The 20,776-nt window shown below is 66.4% G+C and carries 26 protein-coding genes; 13 read left to right on the top strand and 13 right to left on the bottom strand.

The window, feature by feature from the left end; all coding sequences use genetic code 11:
- Positions 1-4: 4 nt before the first annotated feature.
- Both moaD and pgsA read right to left on the bottom strand, forming a co-directional pair.
- Positions 5-250, bottom strand: a complete 246-nt coding sequence (gene moaD, locus RXV88_RS15120) for a molybdopterin converting factor subunit 1 (RefSeq protein ID WP_316294327.1) — start codon at positions 248-250, stop codon at positions 5-7.
- Positions 250-915 carry a CDP-diacylglycerol--glycerol-3-phosphate 3-phosphatidyltransferase gene (gene pgsA, locus RXV88_RS15115; RefSeq protein ID WP_316294326.1) on the bottom strand — a complete coding sequence of 222 codons (666 nt, stop codon included), beginning with the start codon at positions 913-915 and terminating at the stop codon, positions 250-252. The genes moaD and pgsA overlap by 1 nt, the downstream gene beginning before the upstream one ends.
- Before the next feature lie 71 nt (positions 916-986).
- Between pgsA and RXV88_RS15110 the strand changes: the two genes are divergently transcribed.
- On the top strand, positions 987-1,382 hold the full coding sequence (locus tag RXV88_RS15110) for an META domain-containing protein (RefSeq protein ID WP_316294325.1): 396 nt from the start codon (positions 987-989) through the stop codon (positions 1,380-1,382).
- Here RXV88_RS15110 and recO read toward each other — a convergent pair.
- From recO to era, 3 genes are all read right to left on the bottom strand, one after another.
- Positions 1,360-2,091 carry a DNA repair protein RecO gene (gene recO / locus RXV88_RS15105; protein ID WP_316294324.1) on the bottom strand — a complete coding sequence of 244 codons (732 nt, stop codon included), beginning with the start codon at positions 2,089-2,091 and terminating at the stop codon, positions 1,360-1,362. The genes RXV88_RS15110 and recO overlap by 23 nt on opposite strands.
- 160 nt (positions 2,092-2,251) lie before the next feature.
- Positions 2,252-2,584 carry a DUF1491 family protein gene (locus RXV88_RS15100; protein WP_316294323.1) on the bottom strand — a complete coding sequence of 111 codons (333 nt, stop codon included), beginning with the start codon at positions 2,582-2,584 and terminating at the stop codon, positions 2,252-2,254.
- Positions 2,577-3,485 carry a GTPase Era gene (gene era / locus RXV88_RS15095; RefSeq protein WP_316294322.1) on the bottom strand — a complete coding sequence of 303 codons (909 nt, stop codon included), beginning with the start codon at positions 3,483-3,485 and terminating at the stop codon, positions 2,577-2,579. Before era ends, RXV88_RS15100 begins: the two co-directional genes overlap by 8 nt.
- Positions 3,486-3,624: 139 nt before the next feature.
- On the opposite strand from era, the gene RXV88_RS15090 reads away from it, so the two are divergent.
- A complete protein-coding gene (locus tag RXV88_RS15090) occupies positions 3,625-4,494 on the top strand; it encodes an NAD(P)-dependent oxidoreductase (protein ID WP_316294321.1) in 870 nt (289 codons plus the stop codon).
- Between the two features lie 54 nt (positions 4,495-4,548).
- Here the strand turns inward: RXV88_RS15090 and rnc are convergent, their stop codons facing one another.
- The 4 genes from rnc to RXV88_RS15070 all read right to left on the bottom strand — a co-directional run bounded on the left by rnc (position 4,549) and on the right by RXV88_RS15070 (position 7,770).
- Complete coding sequence (gene rnc / locus RXV88_RS15085; RefSeq protein ID WP_316294320.1) at positions 4,549-5,226, bottom strand: ribonuclease III; 678 nt, start codon at positions 5,224-5,226, stop codon at positions 4,549-4,551.
- Positions 5,223-6,059 (bottom strand): signal peptidase I, encoded by an 837-nt coding sequence (gene lepB, locus RXV88_RS15080; protein WP_316294319.1) that lies wholly within the window; start codon positions 6,057-6,059, stop codon positions 5,223-5,225. The genes rnc and lepB overlap by 4 nt, the downstream gene beginning before the upstream one ends.
- A gap of 73 nt (positions 6,060-6,132) precedes the next feature.
- A complete protein-coding gene (locus RXV88_RS15075; protein WP_316294318.1) occupies positions 6,133-7,095 on the bottom strand; it encodes an acetyl-CoA carboxylase carboxyltransferase subunit alpha in 963 nt (320 codons plus the stop codon).
- Between the two features lie 81 nt (positions 7,096-7,176).
- On the bottom strand, positions 7,177-7,770 hold the full coding sequence (locus RXV88_RS15070) for a LysE family translocator (protein WP_316294317.1): 594 nt from the start codon (positions 7,768-7,770) through the stop codon (positions 7,177-7,179).
- Positions 7,771-7,842: 72 nt separating this feature from the next.
- Here RXV88_RS15070 and RXV88_RS15065 point away from each other — a divergent pair, with 72 nt between their 5' ends.
- Entirely contained in the window at positions 7,843-8,295 is a 453-nt protein-coding gene (locus RXV88_RS15065; protein ID WP_316294366.1) for an Lrp/AsnC family transcriptional regulator, read from the top strand.
- A 12-nt stretch (positions 8,296-8,307) separates the two neighbouring features.
- On the opposite strand, the gene RXV88_RS15060 is transcribed toward RXV88_RS15065, so the two are convergent.
- Entirely contained in the window at positions 8,308-9,267 is a 960-nt protein-coding gene (locus tag RXV88_RS15060) for an L-malyl-CoA/beta-methylmalyl-CoA lyase (protein ID WP_316294316.1), read from the bottom strand.
- On the opposite strand from RXV88_RS15060, the gene RXV88_RS15055 reads away from it, so the two are divergent.
- From RXV88_RS15055 to dgcA, 3 genes are all read left to right on the top strand, one after another.
- Complete coding sequence (locus tag RXV88_RS15055; protein ID WP_316294315.1) at positions 9,254-10,630, top strand: hypothetical protein; 1,377 nt, start codon at positions 9,254-9,256, stop codon at positions 10,628-10,630. The genes RXV88_RS15060 and RXV88_RS15055 overlap by 14 nt on opposite strands.
- Positions 10,631-10,760: 130 nt before the next feature.
- The gene (gene dgcN, locus RXV88_RS15050) at positions 10,761-11,762 is read left to right on the top strand and encodes an N-acetyltransferase DgcN (RefSeq protein WP_316294314.1); all 1,002 of its coding nucleotides are present in this window, start codon (positions 10,761-10,763) and stop codon (positions 11,760-11,762) included.
- A 116-nt stretch (positions 11,763-11,878) separates the two neighbouring features.
- Positions 11,879-12,844, top strand: coding sequence for an N-acetyl-D-Glu racemase DgcA (gene dgcA / locus RXV88_RS15045; protein ID WP_316294313.1), 966 nt, complete (start codon positions 11,879-11,881; stop codon positions 12,842-12,844).
- A gap of 6 nt (positions 12,845-12,850) precedes the next feature.
- On the opposite strand, the gene RXV88_RS15040 is transcribed toward dgcA, so the two are convergent.
- On the bottom strand, positions 12,851-13,855 hold the full coding sequence (locus tag RXV88_RS15040) for a DUF5671 domain-containing protein (RefSeq protein WP_316294312.1): 1,005 nt from the start codon (positions 13,853-13,855) through the stop codon (positions 12,851-12,853).
- Positions 13,856-14,018: 163 nt separating this feature from the next.
- On the opposite strand from RXV88_RS15040, the gene RXV88_RS15035 reads away from it, so the two are divergent.
- Positions 14,019-14,882 carry a D-amino-acid transaminase gene (locus tag RXV88_RS15035; protein ID WP_316294311.1) on the top strand — a complete coding sequence of 288 codons (864 nt, stop codon included), beginning with the start codon at positions 14,019-14,021 and terminating at the stop codon, positions 14,880-14,882.
- Between the two features lie 184 nt (positions 14,883-15,066).
- Here RXV88_RS15035 and RXV88_RS15030 read toward each other — a convergent pair whose 3' ends face one another.
- Entirely contained in the window at positions 15,067-15,381 is a 315-nt protein-coding gene (locus RXV88_RS15030) for a DUF1244 domain-containing protein (protein ID WP_316294310.1), read from the bottom strand.
- 18 nt (positions 15,382-15,399) lie between these two features.
- Positions 15,400-16,137, bottom strand: coding sequence for an N-formylglutamate amidohydrolase (locus RXV88_RS15025; RefSeq protein ID WP_316294309.1), 738 nt, complete (start codon positions 16,135-16,137; stop codon positions 15,400-15,402).
- A 132-nt stretch (positions 16,138-16,269) separates the two neighbouring features.
- Between RXV88_RS15025 and pyk the strand changes: the two genes are divergently transcribed.
- From pyk to pheS, 6 genes are all read left to right on the top strand, one after another.
- Positions 16,270-17,715, top strand: coding sequence for a pyruvate kinase (gene pyk / locus RXV88_RS15020; RefSeq protein WP_316294308.1), 1,446 nt, complete (start codon positions 16,270-16,272; stop codon positions 17,713-17,715).
- A 39-nt stretch (positions 17,716-17,754) separates the two neighbouring features.
- Complete coding sequence (locus tag RXV88_RS15015; protein WP_316294307.1) at positions 17,755-17,979, top strand: hypothetical protein; 225 nt, start codon at positions 17,755-17,757, stop codon at positions 17,977-17,979.
- 117 nt (positions 17,980-18,096) lie between these two features.
- Positions 18,097-18,297, top strand: a complete 201-nt coding sequence (rpmI, locus tag RXV88_RS15010) for a 50S ribosomal protein L35 (protein WP_316294306.1) — start codon at positions 18,097-18,099, stop codon at positions 18,295-18,297.
- 17 nt (positions 18,298-18,314) lie between these two features.
- The gene (gene rplT / locus RXV88_RS15005; RefSeq protein ID WP_316294305.1) at positions 18,315-18,680 is read left to right on the top strand and encodes a 50S ribosomal protein L20; all 366 of its coding nucleotides are present in this window, start codon (positions 18,315-18,317) and stop codon (positions 18,678-18,680) included.
- A 102-nt stretch (positions 18,681-18,782) separates the two neighbouring features.
- The gene (locus RXV88_RS15000; protein WP_316294304.1) at positions 18,783-19,502 is read left to right on the top strand and encodes a gamma-glutamylcyclotransferase; all 720 of its coding nucleotides are present in this window, start codon (positions 18,783-18,785) and stop codon (positions 19,500-19,502) included.
- A gap of 66 nt (positions 19,503-19,568) precedes the next feature.
- Complete coding sequence (gene pheS, locus RXV88_RS14995) at positions 19,569-20,642, top strand: phenylalanine--tRNA ligase subunit alpha (protein ID WP_316294303.1); 1,074 nt, start codon at positions 19,569-19,571, stop codon at positions 20,640-20,642.
- Positions 20,643-20,776: the final 134 nt, after the last annotated feature.

Genomic DNA, 20,776 nt, shown 5'->3' with positions numbered 1-20,776 from the left:
CCGCTCAGCCCCCGGTCATCGGCGGAAAGAACGCCACCTCGCGCGCACCGGCAAGAGGCGCGTCGAAATCCACCAGTTCCTGGTCCAGGGCCACCCGCAGCGCGCTGAGGTCGGCGAAGGCCGCCGCATAACGGTCCTCGCGGGCGCTCAGTTCGGCCACCAGATCGGCCACCGTCGCGGCCTCGCTGTCCACCCGTTCCTTCGGTAGCCCGATGCGTTCGCGCACCCAGGCGAAATAGAGCACATCCATCAGCGTTCCTCTCTCAGATGCGGCACCGCCTTTTGCAGGTAATCCCAGCCGGTGACCAGCGTCAGCGCCGCGGCGACCCAGAGCAGCGTCAGCCCGATATGCCCGGACCAGACCATGCCCGCGTGTTTCCAGCGCAGCCCCTGCAGATCCTCGACCTGACCCGCCATGATCTGCTCGAAGAGCGCCTGGTCCATGCCCCAGGCGCTCATCCCGAGGTAATGTTCAAAGACGCCTTGGGCGAACAGCACCGAGATGGCGATCATCTGGGTCGTGGTCTTCCACTTGGCCAGCGGCGTCACCTTCAGCGTGCCCGCCGTGTCGCCGAGATATTCCCGCAGCCCCGACACGAACACCTCACGGAAGAGGATGAAGGTCGCGGGCAGCACCAGCCAGGGCGACATCGACGAATAGCCCACGATCACCATCAGCGCGATCACCACCATCGCCTTGTCAGCGATGGGGTCGAGCATCGCGCCCAGCTTGGTCTCCTGTTTCCAAGAGCGCGCCAGATAGCCGTCGAACCAGTCGGTCACGGCGGCGGCGATAAACAGCAAAAGCGCGCACCAATCCGCGAAGGGCCGATGGAAATACAGGAACATGACCGCCACGCCGGGGGCGGCGAGCAGGCGAAGCACGGTCAGGATATTGGGCAAGGTCCAGCGCATCGCCTTACTCCTAACTTGGATTCGGGACATAAGGAAGATACCCGGAACGGGTATCGCCAAGAGGAGGTCACATGCGACGCGCCATCATTGGGCTGGGCCTGTTTCTGGCGGGCTGCGCGGGGGATGAAACGCTGCACGGATATGGTGCGGCGGGCGGGTCCTGGCGGTTGGCCGAGGTCGATGGGCTGGATGCCGACGGGCCGCTATCCTTGCAGTTTCCCGCGCCGGGGCGGGTGACGGGGCAGGGGCCGTGCAACCGGTTCACCGGGGCTCAGACGGCCCCCTACCCGTGGTTCGACCTGACCGGGCCGGCCATGACGCGGCGCGCCTGTCCCGAGCTGGCGGCCGAGGCGCGGCTCGTTGCGGCGTTGCAGGCGATGACGCTGGCCGAGGTCGCGGGCGATCTGCTGATCCTGTCGAACCCGGAGGGGGCCGAGATGGTCTTTACCCGCGTACCCGGCGGCTGAACCGGTCGACGAAGGCGCCGCGCGCCGCCGGTAAGGGCCGGTCGCGCAGGTCCGGGGCGAGCCGGTTTTCCAGGAAATACCCGGTGGTTTTCAGCGCGGTCAGCACCTCGGCGTCGTCGCCTGGCCCTTCGCCGCGCAGCACCGGCGGCAGCGGCAGCAGCCGGTCGGCCCAGTCGCCCGCGCCCACAGCCGACACCGCCCGCCCGGTGCGGGGCGAGACATAGGCCAGCGCCTCGGTCGCGCCGGTCGCGGCACAGCGGGTCAGGTCGAGCCCGAAGCCCATCTCGTCGAGCAGCGCCAGTTCCCAGCGCAGGTAGGCCAGCGGCCAGACCTCGGTCTGGCCCAGCAGGTCGAGCAGCGCTTCGGTGCGATCGTAGAGCGCGCCGTGGGCCTCGCGTTCGGGCAGGCAGAAGGACAAGAGCGCCACCACCGCGTTCAGGCCCGCCAGCGACAGCCGGTCGCCCATGGCGGCGGCGGCGCGCGAGCGCAACGGCTCGGCGGTGAAGGCGCCCAGGTGATCCTCGAGCCGGGCGCGCCAGGTCAGGTCGAGCTGCGCGCCGGGTTGCAGCATCGGTGCGACGCGGCGCGAGGCGCCGCCGCGCAGCACGCCGGCATGGCGGCCGTGCGATGGCGTGAACACCTCGAGGATGACCGAAGTTTCGCCGTGCGGCCGGGAGCTGAGCAGGATACCTGTGTCACGCCATTCCATGCCGTGACCGTGGGCCGCCCGCGCGCCCGGCGCAAGCCTTGATCCGGCGGAGCGCGCCTGCGGCGCGCGCTGGATATCTCGGACCCGCCGTTGGCGGGACCTCGGGCTCGAGGGGCCAGCCCCTCGAGCTCCCCGGAGTATTTTTGCCAAGAAGAAGGGGTCAGAGGCCGTCCTGGTCGAGCAGGTGGGTGCCCGAGCGGCTTTCCACCTCGATCACCCAGAGGTCGGGGTCGGTCTTGCGCTGGCGGGCGATGAGGGCGTCGATCTCGGGTTCCGGCCCGGCGGCCAGTTCGGCCCAGTGCAGCGCGCCGGTCATCAGGTCGTAGCTGCGGCTGAAGGCGCGGGCGTCCCCGTCGAGCGTGGCGCATTTCACCAGCACCGCGCCTGCCGTGTCGTCGCCATGGGCGGTGACGTAGGCCGGGATGTCATGAAGCGACAGGCGGCGCAGGTAGGCCTTGACCCAGAAGTCCGTCGCGAGCCGGGGCTCAGCCATTGCCATCGCGGAAGTTGAGACCCATTTCCGAATAGCGCTCGGCCTCGTCCTGCCAGTTCTCGCGGACCTTGACCTGGAGGAAAAGATGGATGCGGCGGCCGAGAAATTCCTCGAGCTCTTCGCGGGCGGCCTTGGAGACGGCCTTGATCGTTTCGCCTTTCTTGCCCAGCACGATGCCCTTGTGGCCGTCGCGGGCGACGTAGACTATCTGGTCCACGCGGGCGGAGCCGTCGGGGCGTTCTTCCCAGTTCTCGGTCTCGACGGTCAGCTGGTAGGGCAGTTCCTGGTGCAGCCGCAGGGTCAGCTTTTCGCGGGTCATCTCGGCGGCGATCATGCGCATCGGCAGATCGGCGATCTGGTCTTCGGGGTAGAGCCAGGGGCCTTCGGGCAATTCACCGGCGAGCCATTGGCGCAGGGCGTCCACGCCGTGGCCCTTTTCGGCGGAGATCATGAAGGAGCGCTCGAACGGGTAGGCCTCGTTGAGCTTGGCCGAGAGGGCCAGCAGCGCCTCGGCCTTGACGCGGTCGATCTTGTTGATGGCCAGCGCCACCTTGCGGCCCTTGCCGATCTCGGCCAGCCCTTCGAGGATGCGCTGCACGCCCTCGGTCAGGCCGCGATGCGCCTCGACCAGAAGCACCACCACATCGGCATCCGCCGCACCGCTCCAGGCCGCCGCCACCATGGCGCGGTCGAGCCTGCGTTTGGGCCGGAAGAGCCCGGGCGTGTCAACGAAGACGATCTGGGTCTCGCCTTCGATGGCGACGCCGCGGATGCGGGCGCGGGTGGTCTGGACCTTGTGCGTCACGATGCTGACCTTGGCGCCGACCATGCGGTTGGTCAGCGTGGATTTGCCTGCGTTGGGCTCTCCGATCAGGGCGACGAAGCCGGCGCGTGTGGTCATGTGGGCGATCCTGTTCTGCGACGCCCGGGTCTAGCCGATCTGGCGCCTGGGGGCCAGTCCTGTCGGGCGTGGGGCCGGGAATATCCGTTCGAGGCCGTTTCTGATATGACGAGACCACTTTTTCAGAAAGGATTTCGACATGACGGATATTTCGGTGATCGGGCTGGGCAACATGGGCGCCGCGCTGGCGGCGACGTTGTTGAAGAGCGGGCGAAGTGTGACGGTCTGGAACCGGTCGCCCGACAAGGCGGCGGATCTGGTGGCGCGGGGGGCGACGCTGGCCGCCAGCGTGGAGGACGCGGTCGGGGCCAGCCCGGCGACGCTGACCTGTCTTCAGACGCATGAGACGACGCACGATCTTTTGGCGCCGCTGGGCCCGGCGCTGGCGGGCAAGGTGGTCCTCGATCTGTCGACCGGCGGCGCGGAAGAGGCCGAAGCGCTGGTGGCGATGCTGACCGGCGCGGGCGCCACCTGGCAGATCGGCATGATCAACGCCTATCCCTCGGGCATCGGTCAGGACGAGACGGCGATCCTCTGCGCCGGGCCGGAGGAGGTCTGGCGGGACTGGGGGCCGGCGATCCGGGCGCTGGGCGGGGCGTCGGCGCATGTGGGGACAGAGCCATCGGCGGTGCCGGCGCTGTTCGCGGCGATGTTTACAGCACGGCAGGGGTTCATGTTCGGCCTGATCTACGGCGGTGCGCTGTGCCGCAAGGCGGGGCTGCCGATGGAGTCCTTTGCCGCGCAGATCCCGGTGACGCACGGTGTGGCGGGCAATTACGGCAAGTTGTTCGCGCGGACCGTGCCGGGCCGCGATTACGACAATGCCGAGGCGACGATGGAGGTGTACCTGCGCGCGCTGGACGACGTCATGGCGACCTTCAAGGCGACCGGCACATCGGACGCCTTCCCGCGACTGATGCGCGATCTGACGCAAAAGGCGCTGGATGGCGGAGAGGCCGGGCGGCAGTTGACCGCGCTGGTCGAGATGCTGGCAGAGGACCGGGTCTGAGGGGCTGGCCGTGCTTATGCGCGGGCCTGTCCTGCGCTGAGCCGAAGCGAGGCCCTACCTCAGGCGGTCGAGCAGGGTCTTGGCGGCCTGCTGTTCAGCCTGTCGCTTGTTGCCCGCCGTGGCCAAGGCCGTCTGGCCAGAGGACAGCCGCGCCTCGATGGTGAAGACCGGGGCGTGGTCGGGGCCGTCGCGGGCGACCTCGACATAGGCGGGCGGCTGCAGGCCGCGCGCCTGCGCCCATTCCTGCAGCGCGGTCTTGGCGTCCTTGCTGTCGGCGTCGACCGTGGCGATCCGCTGGCCCCAGAGCCGCAGGATCATCTCTTGCGCGGCCTCGAACCCGGCGTCGAGATAAACCGCCGCGATCACCGCTTCCATCGCGTCGCCGAGCAGCGCCTGCTTGCGGCGTCCGCCCGACAGCATCTCGGAACGGCCGAGTTTCAGCGCCGCGCCGAGGTCGATCTGGCGGGCGACGTCGGCGCAGGTTTCCTTGCGCACCAAGGCGTTGTAGCGCGGGGCGAGCTGGCCCTCGGTCGCCTTGCGGTCGTGTTCCAGAAGCGCCTGCGCCAGAACAAGGCCTAGCACCCGGTCGCCGAGGAATTCCAGCCGCTGGTTGTCGTCGCGGCCGGGGCCGGACATCGAGGCGTGAGTCACCGCGCGCAAGAGCAGTTCGGGCCGTTCAAACTGGTGCCCGAGACGGGCCGCGAGGGCCTGAAGCTCGGCGCTCAGCTTCACTCGATCTTCTCGAAGAAGCGGTCGCCGCGCCAGGTCCAGAAGAACAGCATGCTGGAGCCCGCCGAAGAGAACATCACCCGGTCGGCGCGGCCGACGAGGTTTTCGAACGGCACGAATCCGACGCCGCCCACGGCAGACGGCACCCGGCTGTCGGCGGAATTGTCGCGATTGTCGCCCATGAAAAAGTAATGCCCCTCGGGCACGGTGTAGACCGGCGTGTTGTCCGAACCCTGCATCGCGATGTTCAGGATGTCGTGGCTGACGCCGTTGGGCAGGGTCTCGGTCAGGCGGGTCTTGGTGCAGAGACCGCCCTCGCCGACGGGGCCGTTCTCGCAGCGCGGGCGCAGGCGCTGCGGGCCCTGCGGTTCGGCGGTCTCGTCGAAGGTGCCGTTGGGCTGGAGCGTGACCGGCGCGCCGTTGATGTGCAGAACGCCCTCGATCACCTGCACGGTCTCGCCGGGCATGCCGACCAGGCGCTTGATGAAGTCGCGCCCCGACACCGGGTGGCGGAACACCACCACGTCGCCGCGTTCGGGTTCGCCAGCCAGGATGCGCGTGTTGTCGCCGTCCAGAAAGCCGCAGATGTCGGCGGCGTCGATGTCGATGCCCACGGCGGGCAGGTAGAGCGACGGGCACGAGGCGTAGGAATAGCCGTAGGCCATCTTGTTGACGAAAAGGAAGTCGCCGATCAGCAGGGTGTCCTTCATCGACCCCGAGGGGATCCAGAAGGGCTGAAAGAAGAGGGTGCGGAACACGCCCGCGATGGCCAGCGCATAGATGACCGTTTTCACGGTTTCCAGAAAACCGCCGCCGGTCTTGGAGTTCGATGCCATATGCCCTGCCTCTCGTCGCTTGGTCAGGCGCTACATGCGGGGGCGCGCAAAGGGTGTCAAGGTCGGGAGGGGGTCAGGCGGCCAGCCCCTTGGCGCCCATGCTCAGGTATTTGCGCCGTCGTCCGGCGATCAGATCGGCCGGAGCGCTGTCCTCGAATTCGCCCAGCATGGCGGCGATGGTGGCCCCGACTGCGGCGATGGTGCTGTCGCGGTCGCGATGCGCACCGCCCAAAGGTTCGGGAATCACCCGGTCGGCCACGCCCAGCCGCAGCAGATCCTGCGCGGTCAGGCGCAGCGCCTCGGCGGCCTCGCGCATCTTGTCGGCGTTCTTCCACAGGATCGAGGCGCAGCCCTCGGGGCTGATGACCGAATAGACCGAATGTTCCAGCATCGCGACGCGGTTGGCGGTGGCAAAGGCCACCGCGCCGCCTGATCCGCCCTCGCCGATGATGACCGACACCAGCGGGACGCCAATCTGCAGGCACTTTTCGGTCGACCGCGCGATGGCCTCGGACTGGCCGCGCTCTTCGGCGCCCTTGCCGGGATAGGCGCCGGGGGTGTCGATGAGGGTGATCACCGGCAGGCCGAACGTATCGGCCATCTCCATCAGGCGGATGGCCTTGCGATAGCCCTCGGGACGGGCCATGCCGAAGTTGCGCGCGATGCGGCTCTGGGTGTCGTTGCCCTTTTCGTGGCCGATCACCATCACCGGCAGGTCGTTGAACCGCGCCAGCCCGCCCATCACCGCGTGATCGTCGGCAAAGTTGCGGTCGCCGGCCAGCGGCGTGTATTCGGTGAAGAGCGCCTCGATGTAATCGCGGCAATGCGGCCGGTCGGGGTGCCGCGCCACCTGGCATTTGCGCCAGGGCGAGAGCTTGACGTAAAGCTCTTTCAGCAGATCCTCGGCCTTGCGGTCGAGCGCCGCAGCCTCCGACTCGATATCCATTTCGGCATTGCCCCGCGCCATGGCGCGCAGTTCTTCGGCCTTGCCTTCGATTTCGGCCAGCGGTTTTTCAAAGTCGAGGTAATGGGTCATGTCGCGGCATCCTGGGTGTCCCCCGTCATATGACGCGGGTGGCGCGGCTTTGCAACGCCCGGCGGCACAACGCGGAGGCGCCTAGGGCATTAGCACGGGCAGCAGCGACGCGACCAGCAGCGCCGCCATCGCCCAGTTGAACATCCGCAGCCAGGACGGTTTCGCCAGCAGCCGCCGTACCGCCGTTCCCAACACCGTCCAGCTGGTCGTCGACATGCAACCCATCATCACATAGGTCCCCGCCACCCAGAGGATCGCCGTCAGATCCCGACTGGCCGCATAGAGCGTGATCGCCCCCAGCGCCATCGACCAGGCCTTGGGGTTGACCCATTGAAACGCCGCCGCCTGCAGAAAGGTCAGCGGCCGGCCCTCGGCCTGCGCCTCTTTCGGCGGGGCCGCGTTGGCGATTTTCCAGGCCAGCCACAGCATGTAGGCCACCGACACGACCTTGAGCAACGTGTAGCTTTGCGGCACGAGGTCGAAGAGCTGCATCGCGCCGAGCCCCACCAGCACGATCATCATCGGAAAGCCCAGCCCGACGCCGAGGATATGCGGCATCGAGCGGCGGAAGCCGAAATTCGCCCCCGACGCCATCAGCATGAGGTTGTTCGGCCCCGGCGTGATGACGGTCACGAAGGCAAAGGTGGCGAGGGCGGTGTACAATTCAGGTGTCATGCGTGTCAGTTTCACCGGATTTCCCGGTCAGTGGTTGCAATTCACGGCGCCCGGGAGGAATAAATGCAATTGATGACCGATTTGAACGCCACAGACACCAGAATATTGCGCGAACTGACGCGCGATGGCCACATCAGCAATCTGGCGCTGGCCGAAAGGGTCGGTCTGTCACCGTCGGCCTGCCTGCGCCGGACCGCGGCGCTGGAGAGGGCGGGCGTGATCAAGGGCTACCGCGCCGTGCTCAGCCCCGAAAAGACCGGCGTCGGCTTTGTCGCTTATGTCACCGTCGGGCTCAACCTGCATACCAAGGCCAGCCAGAAGGCCTTTGAAAGCGCCATAGCGCGCGCGCCCGAAGTGCGCGAATGCCACAACATCACCGGCGGTGTAGAGTACCTTCTGCGGGTCGAGGCGGCCGATCTGCCCACCTACAAGCATTTCCATACCGAGGTTCTGGGCGCGCTGCCGCAGGTCAACACGCTGCAGACCTACGTCGTCATGGGGTCGCCCAAGGACGAGCGCGCCTGACCCGGTGCCGGATCAGCCGGCGGCGATCATCTCGGATTGTTTCACGATCACCTCGGCCTGCTTGATGCTGGCGATGTCCACCAGCCGGCCCTTGTAGACGGTCGCGCCTTCGCCCTTGGCCTTGGCCTCTTCCATCGCGGCGAGGATCTCGCGCGCCTCGGTCACGGCCTTTTCGGACGGGGTGAAGACCTCATTGGCCAGCGCCACCTGTTTGGGGTGGATCGCCCATTTGCCGACCATGCCCAGCGTCGCCGAGCGCAGCGCCTGGGCGCGGAAGCCTTCGTCGTCGCTGAAATCGCCGAAAGGCCCGTCGACCGGCAGCACGCCATGGGTGCGGCAGGCGGCGACGATGGCGGTCTGCGCCCAGTGCCAGGGGTCGGACCAATGCTTTTGCCCCTCGTGCAGCATGTAGTAATTTTCCTGCGTGCCGCCGATGCCGGTGGTGGACATGCCCATGGAGGCGGCGAAATCGGCCGCCCCGAGGCTCATGGCCTGCAGGCGCGGCGAGGCGGCGGCGATCTCTTCGACATGGGCGATGCCGGCGGCGGATTCGATGATGACCTCGAAGCCGAGGCGCTTGCCGCGGCCCTTGGCGGTCTCGATCGCGGTGACCAGCGCGTCGACGGCATAGAGATCGGCACCGCAGCCCACCTTGGGGATCATGATCTGGTCGAGCCGCTCGGGCGCCTGTTCCAAAAGATCGACCACGTCGCGGTACCAAAATGGCGTGTCCAGACCGTTGATCCGCACAGAGAGCGTCTTGTTGCCCCAGTCGATGTCGCCGATGGCCTGGATGATATTGGCGCGCGCGCTGTCCTTGTCGGAGGGCGCGACGCTGTCCTCGAGATCGAGGTTGATCACATCCGCCGCCGAGGCCGCCATCTTTTCGAAGATCGCCGGGCGCGAGCCGGGGCCGAAGAGCTGGCAGCGGTTCGGGCGGGCGGGTGCTGCGGGCTGGATGCGGAAGGACATGGCGGGGCCTCTTGGTAAGGATATTTCGCAGGTGCTGGTCGCCGGGTTATTAAATTGCGCGAGTCCGCGCAAGCGAAATTCTGCGCCGCGGCATTTCTGCGAGGGTGTTGTGACAGCCAGTTTCCATGCTAGCGTCGCTGCATTCACTTTAAGATTGAATGGAATGAAGAATATTCAACGATACGACACCGCACTGGTAGGCTTTTTGCTGGTGTTCTGCACACTCTACGGGCTGACCCGGTTGGATGTGATCTTTGAGACAGTCGTGGCGGCGGACCGGCTCTGGCATCCTTATCCGTTGGACGCGTTTCTGACCCGTAATCCGAACGGCATTCTGGGAATGATCCCTTCGGTCACCTGCAGCCCTCCGTCCCCCCAATGCCTGGAACCCCGCGACATCGAACTGGGTAAATTGGCCGATCCGATGATGGCCAGCGGTTACATCGCGGTGTTCAGCGGATTGTGGCTGTCGATGTGGCTGGACGGGCTTTATCGCGGCATGTCCGGCCAGTTGCGCACCGAAGGCATTGTCCCCTGGACGGACAGTGACGACCAGAACATCGAGGACCGGCGTTTTCGGTTTGCCTGGGTGACAGCCTGGACGGTGGTTGTGATCGTATTCTGCGGCATGGTGTTCAGCCATTTCCGCGGTTTCCCGTCAGAACGTGATGACTGGGAATTCATGCTTTCCGCGATGTTGTTGGGCGGTTTGGCCGGTCACCGGCTTGGGTCCTGCGCGGCATATGGGCTGGTGGCGCAACGGCTCAACAACGCCCAACGACAGGTGGCGCTGATCGTTGGCCATGCCGATGGGGCGGGCGGCGCGCGGCGTATTGGTGAATTCATGGCCTTTCAAGGCATTCTGGTGTCGATCCCCATCGCTTGGCTGACCTTTTGGTTGGTGGTCGAATGGCACTATGACGCCATCGGAAGCGTTTATGGAAATTGGATTTTCATGCATCTGGCGCTGTTCGCCCTGGCGAGCCTGATCAGCTGGTTCGGGTTTCTACGGCCGCTGCTGATCTTTACGGCGCACTACCGCGCGTGCAAAGCCGAGATTTTGCAAACCTGGCATCGTATGACCGATGGGTCGCTGGAAGGGTTGCGCAGCAAATACCGCGAGGCCAGCAGCTGGGAAGATGCTGTCGATGCGATCGAAGCCTGTGAGGGCATCACGGAAACCACGCAAAAGATCACCGCTCTGCATAGCGTACCTCTGCGCCCGGCGGTGCGCGGCATATTTTCGTTCGCGACCCTGTTCCCGGCGGTCACGTTTGTTGTCGAGCTGGCCGCGCCCGAAGAATCGGTACTGGTCAATAGTATGACAACCATCATCCGTTTGGTGGCGGGTTTGCTGGCATAGGGTGTAAAACCTTGTGCAAAAAACCGATTTGTCCGAAGAATTTTGCGGAATTCCTGCCAATCGGATGCGGGATGCAATCGCTTTGCATGGGCGATGGGCAATGATGAGGCGATTACCCAAGGAGACCGCCATGATCCAGACACCCTATCTTTTGTTCCTCGGCGATGCGCCCGATGCCCTGTCCGCAAAGGTGGCGCAGGGGATCAAGGACTGGCGGCCGGAGAATTGCGTGGGCCAGTTCCGGATGGACGGCTGCAAGGCCGACATGAAGCTGACCGATATGACCCTGGCCGAGGCCAAGGCCGCCGGTGCGAAGACGCTGGTGGTGGGCGTGGCCAACCGTGGCGGAAAGATCAGCCCGGCATGGAAGAAGGTGCTGGTGAATGCGCTGGAGGAAGGCTTTGATCTGGCCTCTGGCCTGCACAACCTTCTGCGCAACGAACCCGATCTGGCGGCGGTGGCCGCGGCGACGGGCCGGGCGCTGCATGACGTGCGGGTGCCCGAGGTCGATTATCCCATCGCCGACGGGGTCAAGCGCCGGGGCAAGCGGGTGCTGGCCGTGGGCACGGATTGCTCGGTCGGCAAGATGTACACGGCGCTGGCGCTGGACGCCGCCATGCGTGAGCGCGGGATGAAGAGCACCTTCCGCGCCACCGGGCAGACGGGCATTCTGATCACCGGCGACGGCGTGCCGCTGGACGCGGTGGTGGCGGATTTCATGGCCGGTGCGGTGGAGTGGCTGACGCCGGACAACGACGACGATCACTGGGATATCATCGAGGGGCAGGGGAGCCTCTTTCACGTGTCGTTCTCGGGTGTGACCATGGCGCTGGTGCACGGGGGGCAGCCGGATGCGCTGATCCTGAGTCACGAGCCGACGCGCACCCATATGCGCGGTTTGCCGGGCTATGCCCTGCCGAGCCTCGAAGTGCTGCGCGATACCGCGCTGGGGTTGGCGCGGGTGGCGAACCCGGCGTGCCAGGTGGTGGGCATCTCGGTCAACACCCAGCACATGGGCGCGGCCGAGGCCGAGGCCTATCTGGCGGAGATCGAGGCGCAGATGGGCCTGCCGACGGTCGATCCGTTCCGCCAGGGCGCCGGGAGGCTGGCCGAGGCTCTGGCCGCGGTCTGACGGGAGGCGCGCGTGCCAAGGCACGACGCCCCACCCGCCATCCCGCGGGGCGCTTTGGTTTCGTGATTTGCGCTTTGGGGCGCCGGGTGTTCGGGGACAGGAAAGGGAGATGGATTTTGCAGCTTGAGGTAACGCGCGACGTATTCCGCCTGGCGCAGGCTTTCACGATCAGCCGCGGGTCGCGGACCGAGGCGAAGGTGCTGACCGTGCATATAAGCGACGGGCCTTGGCGGGGGCGCGGCGAATGCGTGCCCTATGCGCGCTATGACGAGACGCTGGACAGCGTCGAGGCGCAGATCGCCGGTCTGCCGGGGTCTTTCACCCGCGACGACCTTGCCGGGCTCTTGCCCGCCGGGGCGGCCCGCAACGCGGTGGATTGCGCCCTGTGGGATCTGGAGGCCAAGCGGGCCGGGCGCCGGGCGTGGGACCTGGCCGGGCTGGCTGCACCCGGGCCCGAGGTCAGCGCCTATACGCTGTCGCTCGATACGCCCGAGCGGATGGAAGCCGCCGCGCGCACCCATGCCCACCGCCCGCTGCTGAAGATCAAGCTGGGCACGCCCGACGACATGCCCCGGCTCGAGGCGGTGCGGCGCGGTGCGCCCGAGGCACAGATCATCGTGGATGCCAACGAGGGCTGGAGCGCGCCCGTCTATGCCGATCTCGCGCCGCATCTTCAGCGGCTGGGCGTGGCGCTGGTGGAACAGCCCTTGCCTGCGGGAGAGGACGACGCGCTGGTCGGGCTCGACCGGCCAGTGCCAGTCTGCGCCGACGAAAGCTGTCACGACCGCGCCAGCCTGCCCGGGCTCAAGGGCAAGTACGATGTTGTGAACATCAAGCTCGACAAGACCGGCGGGCTGACCGAGGCGCTGGCGCTGCGGGACGCGGCCCGTTCCGAGGGCTACGGGATCATGGTGGGCTGCATGGTCGGATCGAGCCTGGCCATGGCGCCGGCGGTGCTTGTCGCGCAGGGCGCCATGGTGACCGATCTGGACGGGCCTCTGTTGTTGGCCGAGGACCGCGATCCGCCGCTGCGCTACGACGCCGACGGGGTGCATCCGCCCGAAGCGGCGCTTTGGGGCTGACCCGGTTTATTCCGCTTCGCGCCAGACGCAGACCCTGTTGCCATCGACACGCAGATCGTAGCCCGAAAGGGCCGGTGGAAACTCGACCTCGATGCAGAGCTCGTATTCCGTCGCGCTGATCCGCCGGTAGGTGACGTCGCTGGCGTATCCGGTCAGGTTGGACGGATTGCGCGCGCAGGTCATGGGGTCGAGCGTTTCGGGCAGGGTCGTTCGGTCGATCACGTCGCAGACGGCCACATCGCGGGCCAGAGTGCGCAGGTCGTCGATCCGCCAGCGGTCGCGCTGTTCCATCTGGCCCTGGCCCGGGCCGCCGATGATCCAGAGCGACAGGCCGAGGGCGAGCGCCGCCATCCCGACCAGCACCGCATTGGCGGGTACCGGCAGCGCGGCGAGCCGCAGGCCACGGTCCTCGCGGAAATAGATCAGCACGACGGTGGCCAGCAGGGCCACGGTCAGCGACTTCACGAGGAACCGCGCGGTCACCTGGCCGTCGAGCCACGTGTAGATCAGGAACAGCGCATCCCCCAGCAGGGTGATCACGGCGATCAGCATGGCCAGCGCCGACAGCCAACGGCGTATCTTGCCATGCCTGCGCGACGGATCGGCGGTGGTGGCGCGCCCGTCGGATCGGTCGAGAAAGAAGAACGCCGGGGTGAAGACGATCAGCGCCGCCATCGACCAGCGCAGCCCGGCCAGCCGGTAATAGCTGCCGCTCTCGCCCGGCTCGGGCATCCAATAGTCGATCTGCCCCAGGAAGAGCGTCAGCACATTGCCCGCCACCATGCCGAAGACGACGAAGAGCAGCGCGTAGAACAATGCATCCCGCGCCGCGCTCGACCGCATCGGGCGGGGCACCGCCGCGCCCTCCTGCACCATCCATCCGGCAAGGGCGGCGTCGATCTCGGTCCGCGTCCAGCCGGCCTTGTCCAGGGTGGCGCGAATGGCGTCGGGCGTGTCGCCGCGCCTGAGAGCGGCCTGCACATAGTCCGAAAGCTCCGGCGTTACTGCCATTGGAATACCCCTGGTTTCAATCCGTCCCAGCGTAGCAGATTGTTCTGGCGCCGTACAAAGCCTTGCCGACCCCGGACCGAATCGGCTTGAAGATACGCCGGTCGGGCCGCTAAAGCAGGGCAGTAAGCGACCCTTCCGCAACCCAGCCCGAAAGACCGACATCATGACCCGTATCGTCTATCTCAACGGTGACTACCTGCCCGAAACCGAAGCCAAGGTGTCGATCTTCGACCGCGCCTTCCTGATGGCCGACGGCGTCTACGAGGTGACCAGCGTTCTGGACGGCAAGCTGATCGACTTCGACGGCCACGCCGTGCGGCTTCAGCGGTCGCTGGACGAGCTGGACATGCGCGCGCCCATCGGCAAGGATGCCCTGCTCGAGGTGCACCGCGAACTGGTCCGCCGCAACGGCATCGACGAGGGGCTGGTCTATCTGCAGATCACCCGCGGTGCGCCCGCCGACCGCGATTTCGTCTTCCCCGACCCGGAAACGACCGAGCCCACCATCGTGCTTTTTACGCAGAACAAGCCTGGTCTGGCCCACAGCCCTGCCGCGAAAAAGGGCATGAAGATCATCAGCATCGAGGACCAGCGCTGGGGCCGCCGCGACATCAAGACGGTGCAGCTGCTCTATCCGTCCATGGGCAAGATGATGGCCAAAAAGGCCGGGGCCGACGACGCCTGGATGGTCGAGGACGGCTTCGTGACCGAGGGGACCAGCAACAACGCCTATATCATCAAGGGCAACAAGATCGTCACCCGCGCCCTGTCCAACGACATCCTGCACGGGATCACCCGCGCCGCCGTGCTGCGCTTCGCCCGCGAGGCGCAGATGGAGGTCGAAGAGCGGAATTTCTCGATCGACGAAGCGCAGGCGGCGGACGAGGCCTTCATCACCTCCGCCAGCACCTTCGTGATGCCGGTGGTCGAGATCGACGGCGTCGCGCTGGGCGACGGCACACCGGGCGCCCGCGCGCTGCGCCTGCGCGAAATCTACCTCGACGAATCGCGCAAACAGGCGATCTGAGGTACCCGCACCCGTCTTCATCGATCCAAAAATATCCCCGGGGGTCCGGGGGGCAGCGCCCCCCGGCCGGGGGGGGGGGGCCCCCCCCCCCCCCCCCCCCCCCCCCCGCGCCCCCCCCCCCCCCCCCCCCCCCCCCCCCCGGTCGCCGCGCAACGCGCGGCGAAACCCGGCACAGGGCGCTCCGTTACCCCTTGTCGGTGACGTTTTCCTTGAAGGCCTTCTCGAAGGCCTGCTGCTTGTCGGCGCCGGCGTCGGTCTGGTAGTTGGCCTTCCATTCGGCCATCGTCATCCCGTAGAACACCTCGCGGCCCTCGTCCTTGGACATCTCGATGCCGCGTTCGTTGGCGGCCTCCTGATACCAGCGGCTCAGGCAATTCCGGCAGAACCCGGTGAGGTTCATCATATCGATGTTCTGCACATCCGTGCGGTCTTGCATCAGATGCTGGCGCAAACGGCGAAAGGCGGCGGCCTCGATCTCGATGCGGGTCTGGTCGTCCATGGGGGTCTCCTTGTTCTGTCAGTCGGCAACCTGCGCCAGCGCCGCCTCGAGCAGCGGGGCGAGCCGCGCGCCCCAATGGGCCTGCGCGGCATCGGTTTCGATCAGGTCGTTGCGCAGTTCGATCAGCGTGTTGATGCGGCCATGCCGCAGGCCGTGCCGGTCGATGGCGTCGCCGGGCAGATGGCCCGGATAGGGCTCGTTGCGCCCCACGGTCAGGTCCGGCTCGGCCTGAAGCAGTTCGATCAGCGGATCGGACAGCCGCGCGTCCCAGGCGTGCAGGATCCCCACATGCCAGGGCCGCGACGGCCGGGCGCGCAGCCGTCGGGTAAAGGAATGCACGGCGATTATGGCGATGTCGTCGCGCCGCGCGGCAAGCTCTTCATACGCCTGATGATAGGGGCGGTAGTAGGCGTTCAGCCGCCGTTCGCGTTCCACCGCATCGGCGTCACGGTTGCCCGGGATGACCGACCCGTCATAGATCTTCATCAGCAGGGTGGGGTCGTCCTCGCCCCGGTTCGGGTCGATCACCAGGCGCGAGAAATTCGACAAGAGCACCGGCGCACCCAGCGCCCGTCCCAGCGCCCGCGACACGCCCGCCGCGCCGACGTCATAGGCGATATGGCGTGCCATATCGGCATCGGGCAGCCCCAGAGTTCCGCCCAGATCCGGTGGCACGACGTTAGACGCATGGTCGCAGGTGATCAGAAACCGCGAGTGGCGGTCTTGCCCCTCGATGTGGAATGGTTGGTATATCATAGACCTGTCGTACCTCTCGCGCATGACATAGTCAGTTGCGCGGGGATTGGGAATGGACAATAACGCCGGGGATGCGTTAGCGGTAACAGGGCTCCGCCAACCGCTTTGAACCGAAATTTGGGATCCGATCATATGAGACGTTTGCGCAATGTGAAAATCGTGGCCACGCTTGGCCCGGCCAGTTCGGACTATGACATGATCCGCAAGCTGCACGAGGCCGGGGCCGACGTGTTCCGCCTGAACATGAGCCACGGCAGCCACGACGAAATCCGCGAAAGACACGCCATCATCCGCAAGGTCGAACAAGACCTCGACAGCACCATCGGCATCCTCGCGGATTTGCAGGGGCCGAAGCTGCGGGTCGGTGTCTTCGCCAGGGGCGAGGAAGAACTGGTCGAAGGCGCGTCCTTCCGCATGGACCTCGATCCGGCGGAGGGTGACGCCAATCGCGTGAACCTGCCGCACCCCGAGATCTTCAAAGCTCTTGAGGCGGGCGCGCATCTGCTGGTCAACGACGGCAAGATCCGGCTGCGGGTGGAAAGCTGCGGCGCCGACTTCGCCGATTGCACGGTGATCACCGGCGGCACGATCTCTAACCGCAAGGGCGTGAACGTGCCCGATGTGGTGCTGCCGCTGGCGGCGTTGTCCGACAAGGACCGAAAGGACCTCGAATTCGTCTGTGAACTGGGCGTCGACTGGCTGGCGCTGTCCTTCGTGCAGCGCGCCGCCGACGTCGAAGAGGCGCGGGAACTGGCGGGCAAACGCGCGGCCATTCTGTCGAAGATCGAAAAGCCCGCGGGGGTGAAGGCCTTCGACGAGATCCTGGCGGTCAGTGACGGCATCATGGTGGCGCGCGGCGATCTGGGTGTGGAACTGCCGGTCCAGAACGTGCCGCCGATCCAGAAGCGTCTGATCCGCAAATGCCGCGCCGCCGCCAAGCCGGTGATCGTGGCGACGCAGATGCTCGAATCGATGATCGATTCGCCCATGCCGACCCGCGCCGAGGTGTCGGACGTGGCCACGGCGATCTACGAGGGCACCGACGCGATCATGCTCTCGGCGGAATCGGCGGCGGGCGACTATCCGGTCGAGGCCGTGACCACCATGAACAACGTCGCCGTCGAGGTCGAAAGCGACCCGACCTACACCGAAGTCATCGAGGCCAGCCGCGCCGCCAAGCGCGAAACCATCGCCGACGGCATCGTCGCGGCGGCCCGCGAGATTGCCGAGACCACCGATATCAAGGCGATCTGCTGCTACACCCAGTCGGGAACCACCGCGCTTTTGGTGGCGCGCGAACGCCCGCGGGTGCCGATCCTGGCGCTGTCGTCGCAACAAAGCGCGGCGCGGCGTCTTGCCCTGACCTGGGGGACGACCTGCGTGATCACCACCGAATTGCATCGTTTCAAGGAGGCCGTGGTCGTCGCCGCCCGCGCGGCGACGGAACTGGAATACGCCGGCAAGGACGACCAGATCGTCGTCACCGCAGGTGTGCCGTTCAACACGGCCGGCACGACGAACATCCTGCGCGTGGCGCCCTGTGACGAGCGTTTGATCTACAGCACCGATCCGGGGTAATTTCGGATTGTCGTCAACTGCGACCCGAGGTTGACCGTCATGGACCCCGATACGAGCCTGGTCATGGGCCTGGCGATCGCCGTGCTGTCGGTGCCCGCCATGGTCTCGGCCATGTCCGACGGACGCTCTCCGCGTGCCGCCGCCGTGGCGCTGATCCTCGGCGGTGGGCTGATGGTCTATGCGGTCCAGGCCCGGGAGGGTGGCTACCGGATCGACGAGGTGCCCACGGCGATCTACCGCGTGATCGCCAAATTCACCGGCTGAGCGTCGACAAACGCCCTTGCATCGCAAATAGCGAGCGCCTATACGGCGCGTCTGATCCGCGTGGCCGGCCGGAACGGCATGCCGAGTCGCGCGTGAACGACCCTGAAGGAGAGCGAAATGCCAAAGATGAAGACGAAATCCAGCGCCAAGAAGCGCTTTAAGGTGAGCGCCACCGGCAAGGTGATCAGCGCTCAGGCCGGCAAGCGCCACGGCATGATCAAGCGCACCAAGAAATTCATCCGTGATGCACGCGGGACGACCACCCTGTCCGAGCCCGATGCCAAGATCATCAAGGGCTTCATGCCCTACGACCGCTGAAGCAGGAGGATTAGAGAATGTCCCGAGTCAAAGGCGGAACCGTCACTCACGCACGCCACAAGAAGGTCATCAAGGCCGCAAAAGGCTATTATGGCCGCCGCAAGAACACCTTCAAGGTGGCGGCGCAGGCTGTGGACAAGGCCAACCAGTATGCCACGCGCGACCGCAAGAACCGCAAGCGTAATTTCCGCGCCCTGTGGATCCAGCGGATCAACGCAGCCGTCCGCGCCCATGACGAATCGCTGACCTATTCGCGCTTCATCAACGGCCTGACGCTGGCGGGCATCGAGGTGGACCGCAAGGTACTGGCCGATCTCGCCGTGCACGAGCCCGATGCGTTCAATGCCATCGTGGATCAGGCCAAAGGCGCCCTGGCCGCCTGAGCGCCATACCAACGCTTCACGAAAGGCCCCCGCCGCCCGGCGGGGGCCTTTTTGTTTGCGGTTCACGCTGGCGCGGCCGGAAGATCCTGCTAGCCTGCGGCAATGTCCGATCCCGACGATCCTTTCCGGCACCACCCGGGCCTGCGCGGCAAGATCAAGCCGCCGGTCGAATCGTATTTCCGCGACACCCACCCAGACCGGCTCCACGCCCGCCTGACCGAGGCCGGGGCCCCCACCGACGATCTCTATTCGGTCGACGAGATCGAGGCCCTGCGCGCCCGGTTCCTGGCGCGCCATCCAGGTGGCGATCTCTGGGTCTTTGCCTATGGCTCGCTAATGTGGGACCCGGCCTTCGACTTTGTCGAAATCCGCCGGGCCCGTGCGCCTCTGCACGAGCGCCGGTTCATCCTGAAGGACACCAAGGGCGCGCGCGGGACGGCCGATGCCCCGGGGCTAATGGCCGCGCTCGACGAAGGGCAGGGTTGCCACGGGCTCGCCTTCCGCATCGCGGCCAAGGACGTGTCGCGGGAAACCCGCCGCATCTGGTTTCGCGAACAGATTGCCCCAGCCTATCACGCCAGGCTGATCCAGCTCGATACCGACCACGGCAAGATCGACGCGTTGGGGTTCGTCGCCAACCACGCCGCCGCCTCGATCGAGGCCGATCTCAGCTTCGAGGAACAGGTGCGCTATTGTGCGACCGGGCAGGGGTTCCTGGGCACCTCGCTGGAATATGTCGAGAACCTTTGCGGGCATTTCGCCGAGCTGGGCATCGTCGATCCGGAACTGGAAAAGCTTGCCGCCGCCGCACGGGCCTACTGAGCCCCGCGCTTGCACCCGTTGACCCATGCCGCTAGGGATGCGCGCAACGAATTTGGAGCCCGAGCGATGGAAGATCTGCGCCAGAAATATATCGACCTGATCGCCAGTGCCGCCGACGAGGCCGCGCTGGAAGAGCTGCGCGTGCAAGCAGTCGGCAAGAAGGGTGAAATCAGCCTGAAGATGCGCGAGCTGGGCAAGATGACGCCCGAGGAACGCCAGGTCGCGGGCCCTGCGCTGAACGCGCTCAAGGACGAGATCAATTCGGCGCTGGCCGCTAAGAAGGCGGCGCTGGCGGATGCGGCGCTCGACGAACGGCTGCGCGGCGAATGGCTCGACGTGACCTTGCCGGGCCGTGCGCGCCGCGCCGGAACGATTCATCCGGTCAGCCAGGTCAGCGAAGAGGTGACGGCGATCTTTGCCGACATGGGCTTTGCGGTGGCCGAAGGGCCGCAGATCGACACCGACTGGTACAATTTCGACGCCCTCAACATCCCGGGCCACCACCCCGCGCGGGCCGAGATGGACACGTTCTACATGCACCGCGACGAGGGCGACGATCGCCCGCCCCACGTGCTGCGCACGCACACCTCGCCGGTGCAGATCCGGCACATGGAAAAGCACGGCGCGCCCTGCCGGATCATCGCGCCGGGCCGCGTCTACCGCGCCGATTACGACCAGACCCACACGCCGATGTTCCACCAGGTCGAGGGCCTGGCCATCGACCGTGACATCAGTATGGCCAACCTGAAATGGGTGTTGGAGGAATTCTTTGCCGCCTTCTTCGAGGTCGAGGGCGTGAAGACCCGCTTCCGCGCTTCGCATTTCCCGTTCACCGAACCTTCGGCCGAGGTCGATATCCAGTGTTCCTGGGTCGACGGGCAGTTGAAAGTGGGTGAAGGCGACGGCTGGCTGGAGGTGCTGGGCTCTGGCATGGTGCATCCCAAGGTGTTGTCGGCTGCCGGGGTGGACCCGGACCAGTGGCAGGGCTTTGCCTTCGGCATGGGGATCGACCGGATCGCCATGCTGAAATACGGCATCCCCGACCTGCGCGCCTTCTTTGATTCAGACCTGCGCTGGCTGCGCCACTACGGTTTTGCCGCGCTGGACGTGCCAACGCTGCACGGCGGGCTGTCGCGGTAAGCGTTCCCCGGCTGCGGCGGCCTTTGGTGGCCCTGAATTTCGGCGCGCTACGCTGCGCCGACCGGGGGGGGGGGGGGGGGGGGGGGGGGGGGGGGGGGGGGGGGGGGGGGGGGGGGGGGGGGGGGGGGGGGGGG

The sequence above is a fragment of the Aestuariicoccus sp. MJ-SS9 genome (assembly GCF_032586235.1).
Lineage (GTDB): Bacteria > Pseudomonadota > Alphaproteobacteria > Rhodobacterales > Rhodobacteraceae > Aestuariicoccus.
Note: the sequence above shows the minus strand (reverse complement) of the source record. Positions and strands in the feature narration are given on the sequence as shown.

Coding starts and splice junctions, on each gene's coding strand:
- moaD (WP_316294327.1), bottom strand. CDS start 250: ATGGATGTGCTCTATTTCGCCTGGGTGCGCGAACGCATCGGGCTACCG.
- pgsA (WP_316294326.1), bottom strand. CDS start 915: ATGCGCTGGACCTTGCCCAATATCCTGACCGTGCTTCGCCTGCTCGCC.
- RXV88_RS15110 (WP_316294325.1), top strand. CDS start 987: ATGCGACGCGCCATCATTGGGCTGGGCCTGTTTCTGGCGGGCTGCGCG.
- recO (WP_316294324.1), bottom strand. CDS start 2,091: ATGGAATGGCGTGACACAGGTATCCTGCTCAGCTCCCGGCCGCACGGC.
- RXV88_RS15100 (WP_316294323.1), bottom strand. CDS start 2,584: ATGGCTGAGCCCCGGCTCGCGACGGACTTCTGGGTCAAGGCCTACCTG.
- era (WP_316294322.1), bottom strand. CDS start 3,485: ATGACCACACGCGCCGGCTTCGTCGCCCTGATCGGAGAGCCCAACGCA.
- RXV88_RS15090 (WP_316294321.1), top strand. CDS start 3,625: ATGACGGATATTTCGGTGATCGGGCTGGGCAACATGGGCGCCGCGCTG.
- lepB (WP_316294319.1), bottom strand. CDS start 6,059: ATGGCATCGAACTCCAAGACCGGCGGCGGTTTTCTGGAAACCGTGAAA.
- RXV88_RS15075 (WP_316294318.1), bottom strand. CDS start 7,095: ATGACCCATTACCTCGACTTTGAAAAACCGCTGGCCGAAATCGAAGGC.
- RXV88_RS15070 (WP_316294317.1), bottom strand. CDS start 7,770: ATGACACCTGAATTGTACACCGCCCTCGCCACCTTTGCCTTCGTGACC.
- RXV88_RS15065 (WP_316294366.1), top strand. CDS start 7,843: ATGACCGATTTGAACGCCACAGACACCAGAATATTGCGCGAACTGACG.
- RXV88_RS15055 (WP_316294315.1), top strand. CDS start 9,254: ATGCGGAAGGACATGGCGGGGCCTCTTGGTAAGGATATTTCGCAGGTG.
- RXV88_RS15060 (WP_316294316.1), bottom strand. CDS start 9,267: ATGTCCTTCCGCATCCAGCCCGCAGCACCCGCCCGCCCGAACCGCTGC.
- dgcN (WP_316294314.1), top strand. CDS start 10,761: ATGATCCAGACACCCTATCTTTTGTTCCTCGGCGATGCGCCCGATGCC.
- RXV88_RS15040 (WP_316294312.1), bottom strand. CDS start 13,855: ATGGCAGTAACGCCGGAGCTTTCGGACTATGTGCAGGCCGCTCTCAGG.
- RXV88_RS15035 (WP_316294311.1), top strand. CDS start 14,019: ATGACCCGTATCGTCTATCTCAACGGTGACTACCTGCCCGAAACCGAA.
- RXV88_RS15030 (WP_316294310.1), bottom strand. CDS start 15,381: ATGGACGACCAGACCCGCATCGAGATCGAGGCCGCCGCCTTTCGCCGT.
- RXV88_RS15025 (WP_316294309.1), bottom strand. CDS start 16,137: ATGATATACCAACCATTCCACATCGAGGGGCAAGACCGCCACTCGCGG.
- pyk (WP_316294308.1), top strand. CDS start 16,270: ATGAGACGTTTGCGCAATGTGAAAATCGTGGCCACGCTTGGCCCGGCC.
- RXV88_RS15015 (WP_316294307.1), top strand. CDS start 17,755: ATGGACCCCGATACGAGCCTGGTCATGGGCCTGGCGATCGCCGTGCTG.
- rpmI (WP_316294306.1), top strand. CDS start 18,097: ATGCCAAAGATGAAGACGAAATCCAGCGCCAAGAAGCGCTTTAAGGTG.
- rplT (WP_316294305.1), top strand. CDS start 18,315: ATGTCCCGAGTCAAAGGCGGAACCGTCACTCACGCACGCCACAAGAAG.
- RXV88_RS15000 (WP_316294304.1), top strand. CDS start 18,783: ATGTCCGATCCCGACGATCCTTTCCGGCACCACCCGGGCCTGCGCGGC.
- pheS (WP_316294303.1), top strand. CDS start 19,569: ATGGAAGATCTGCGCCAGAAATATATCGACCTGATCGCCAGTGCCGCC.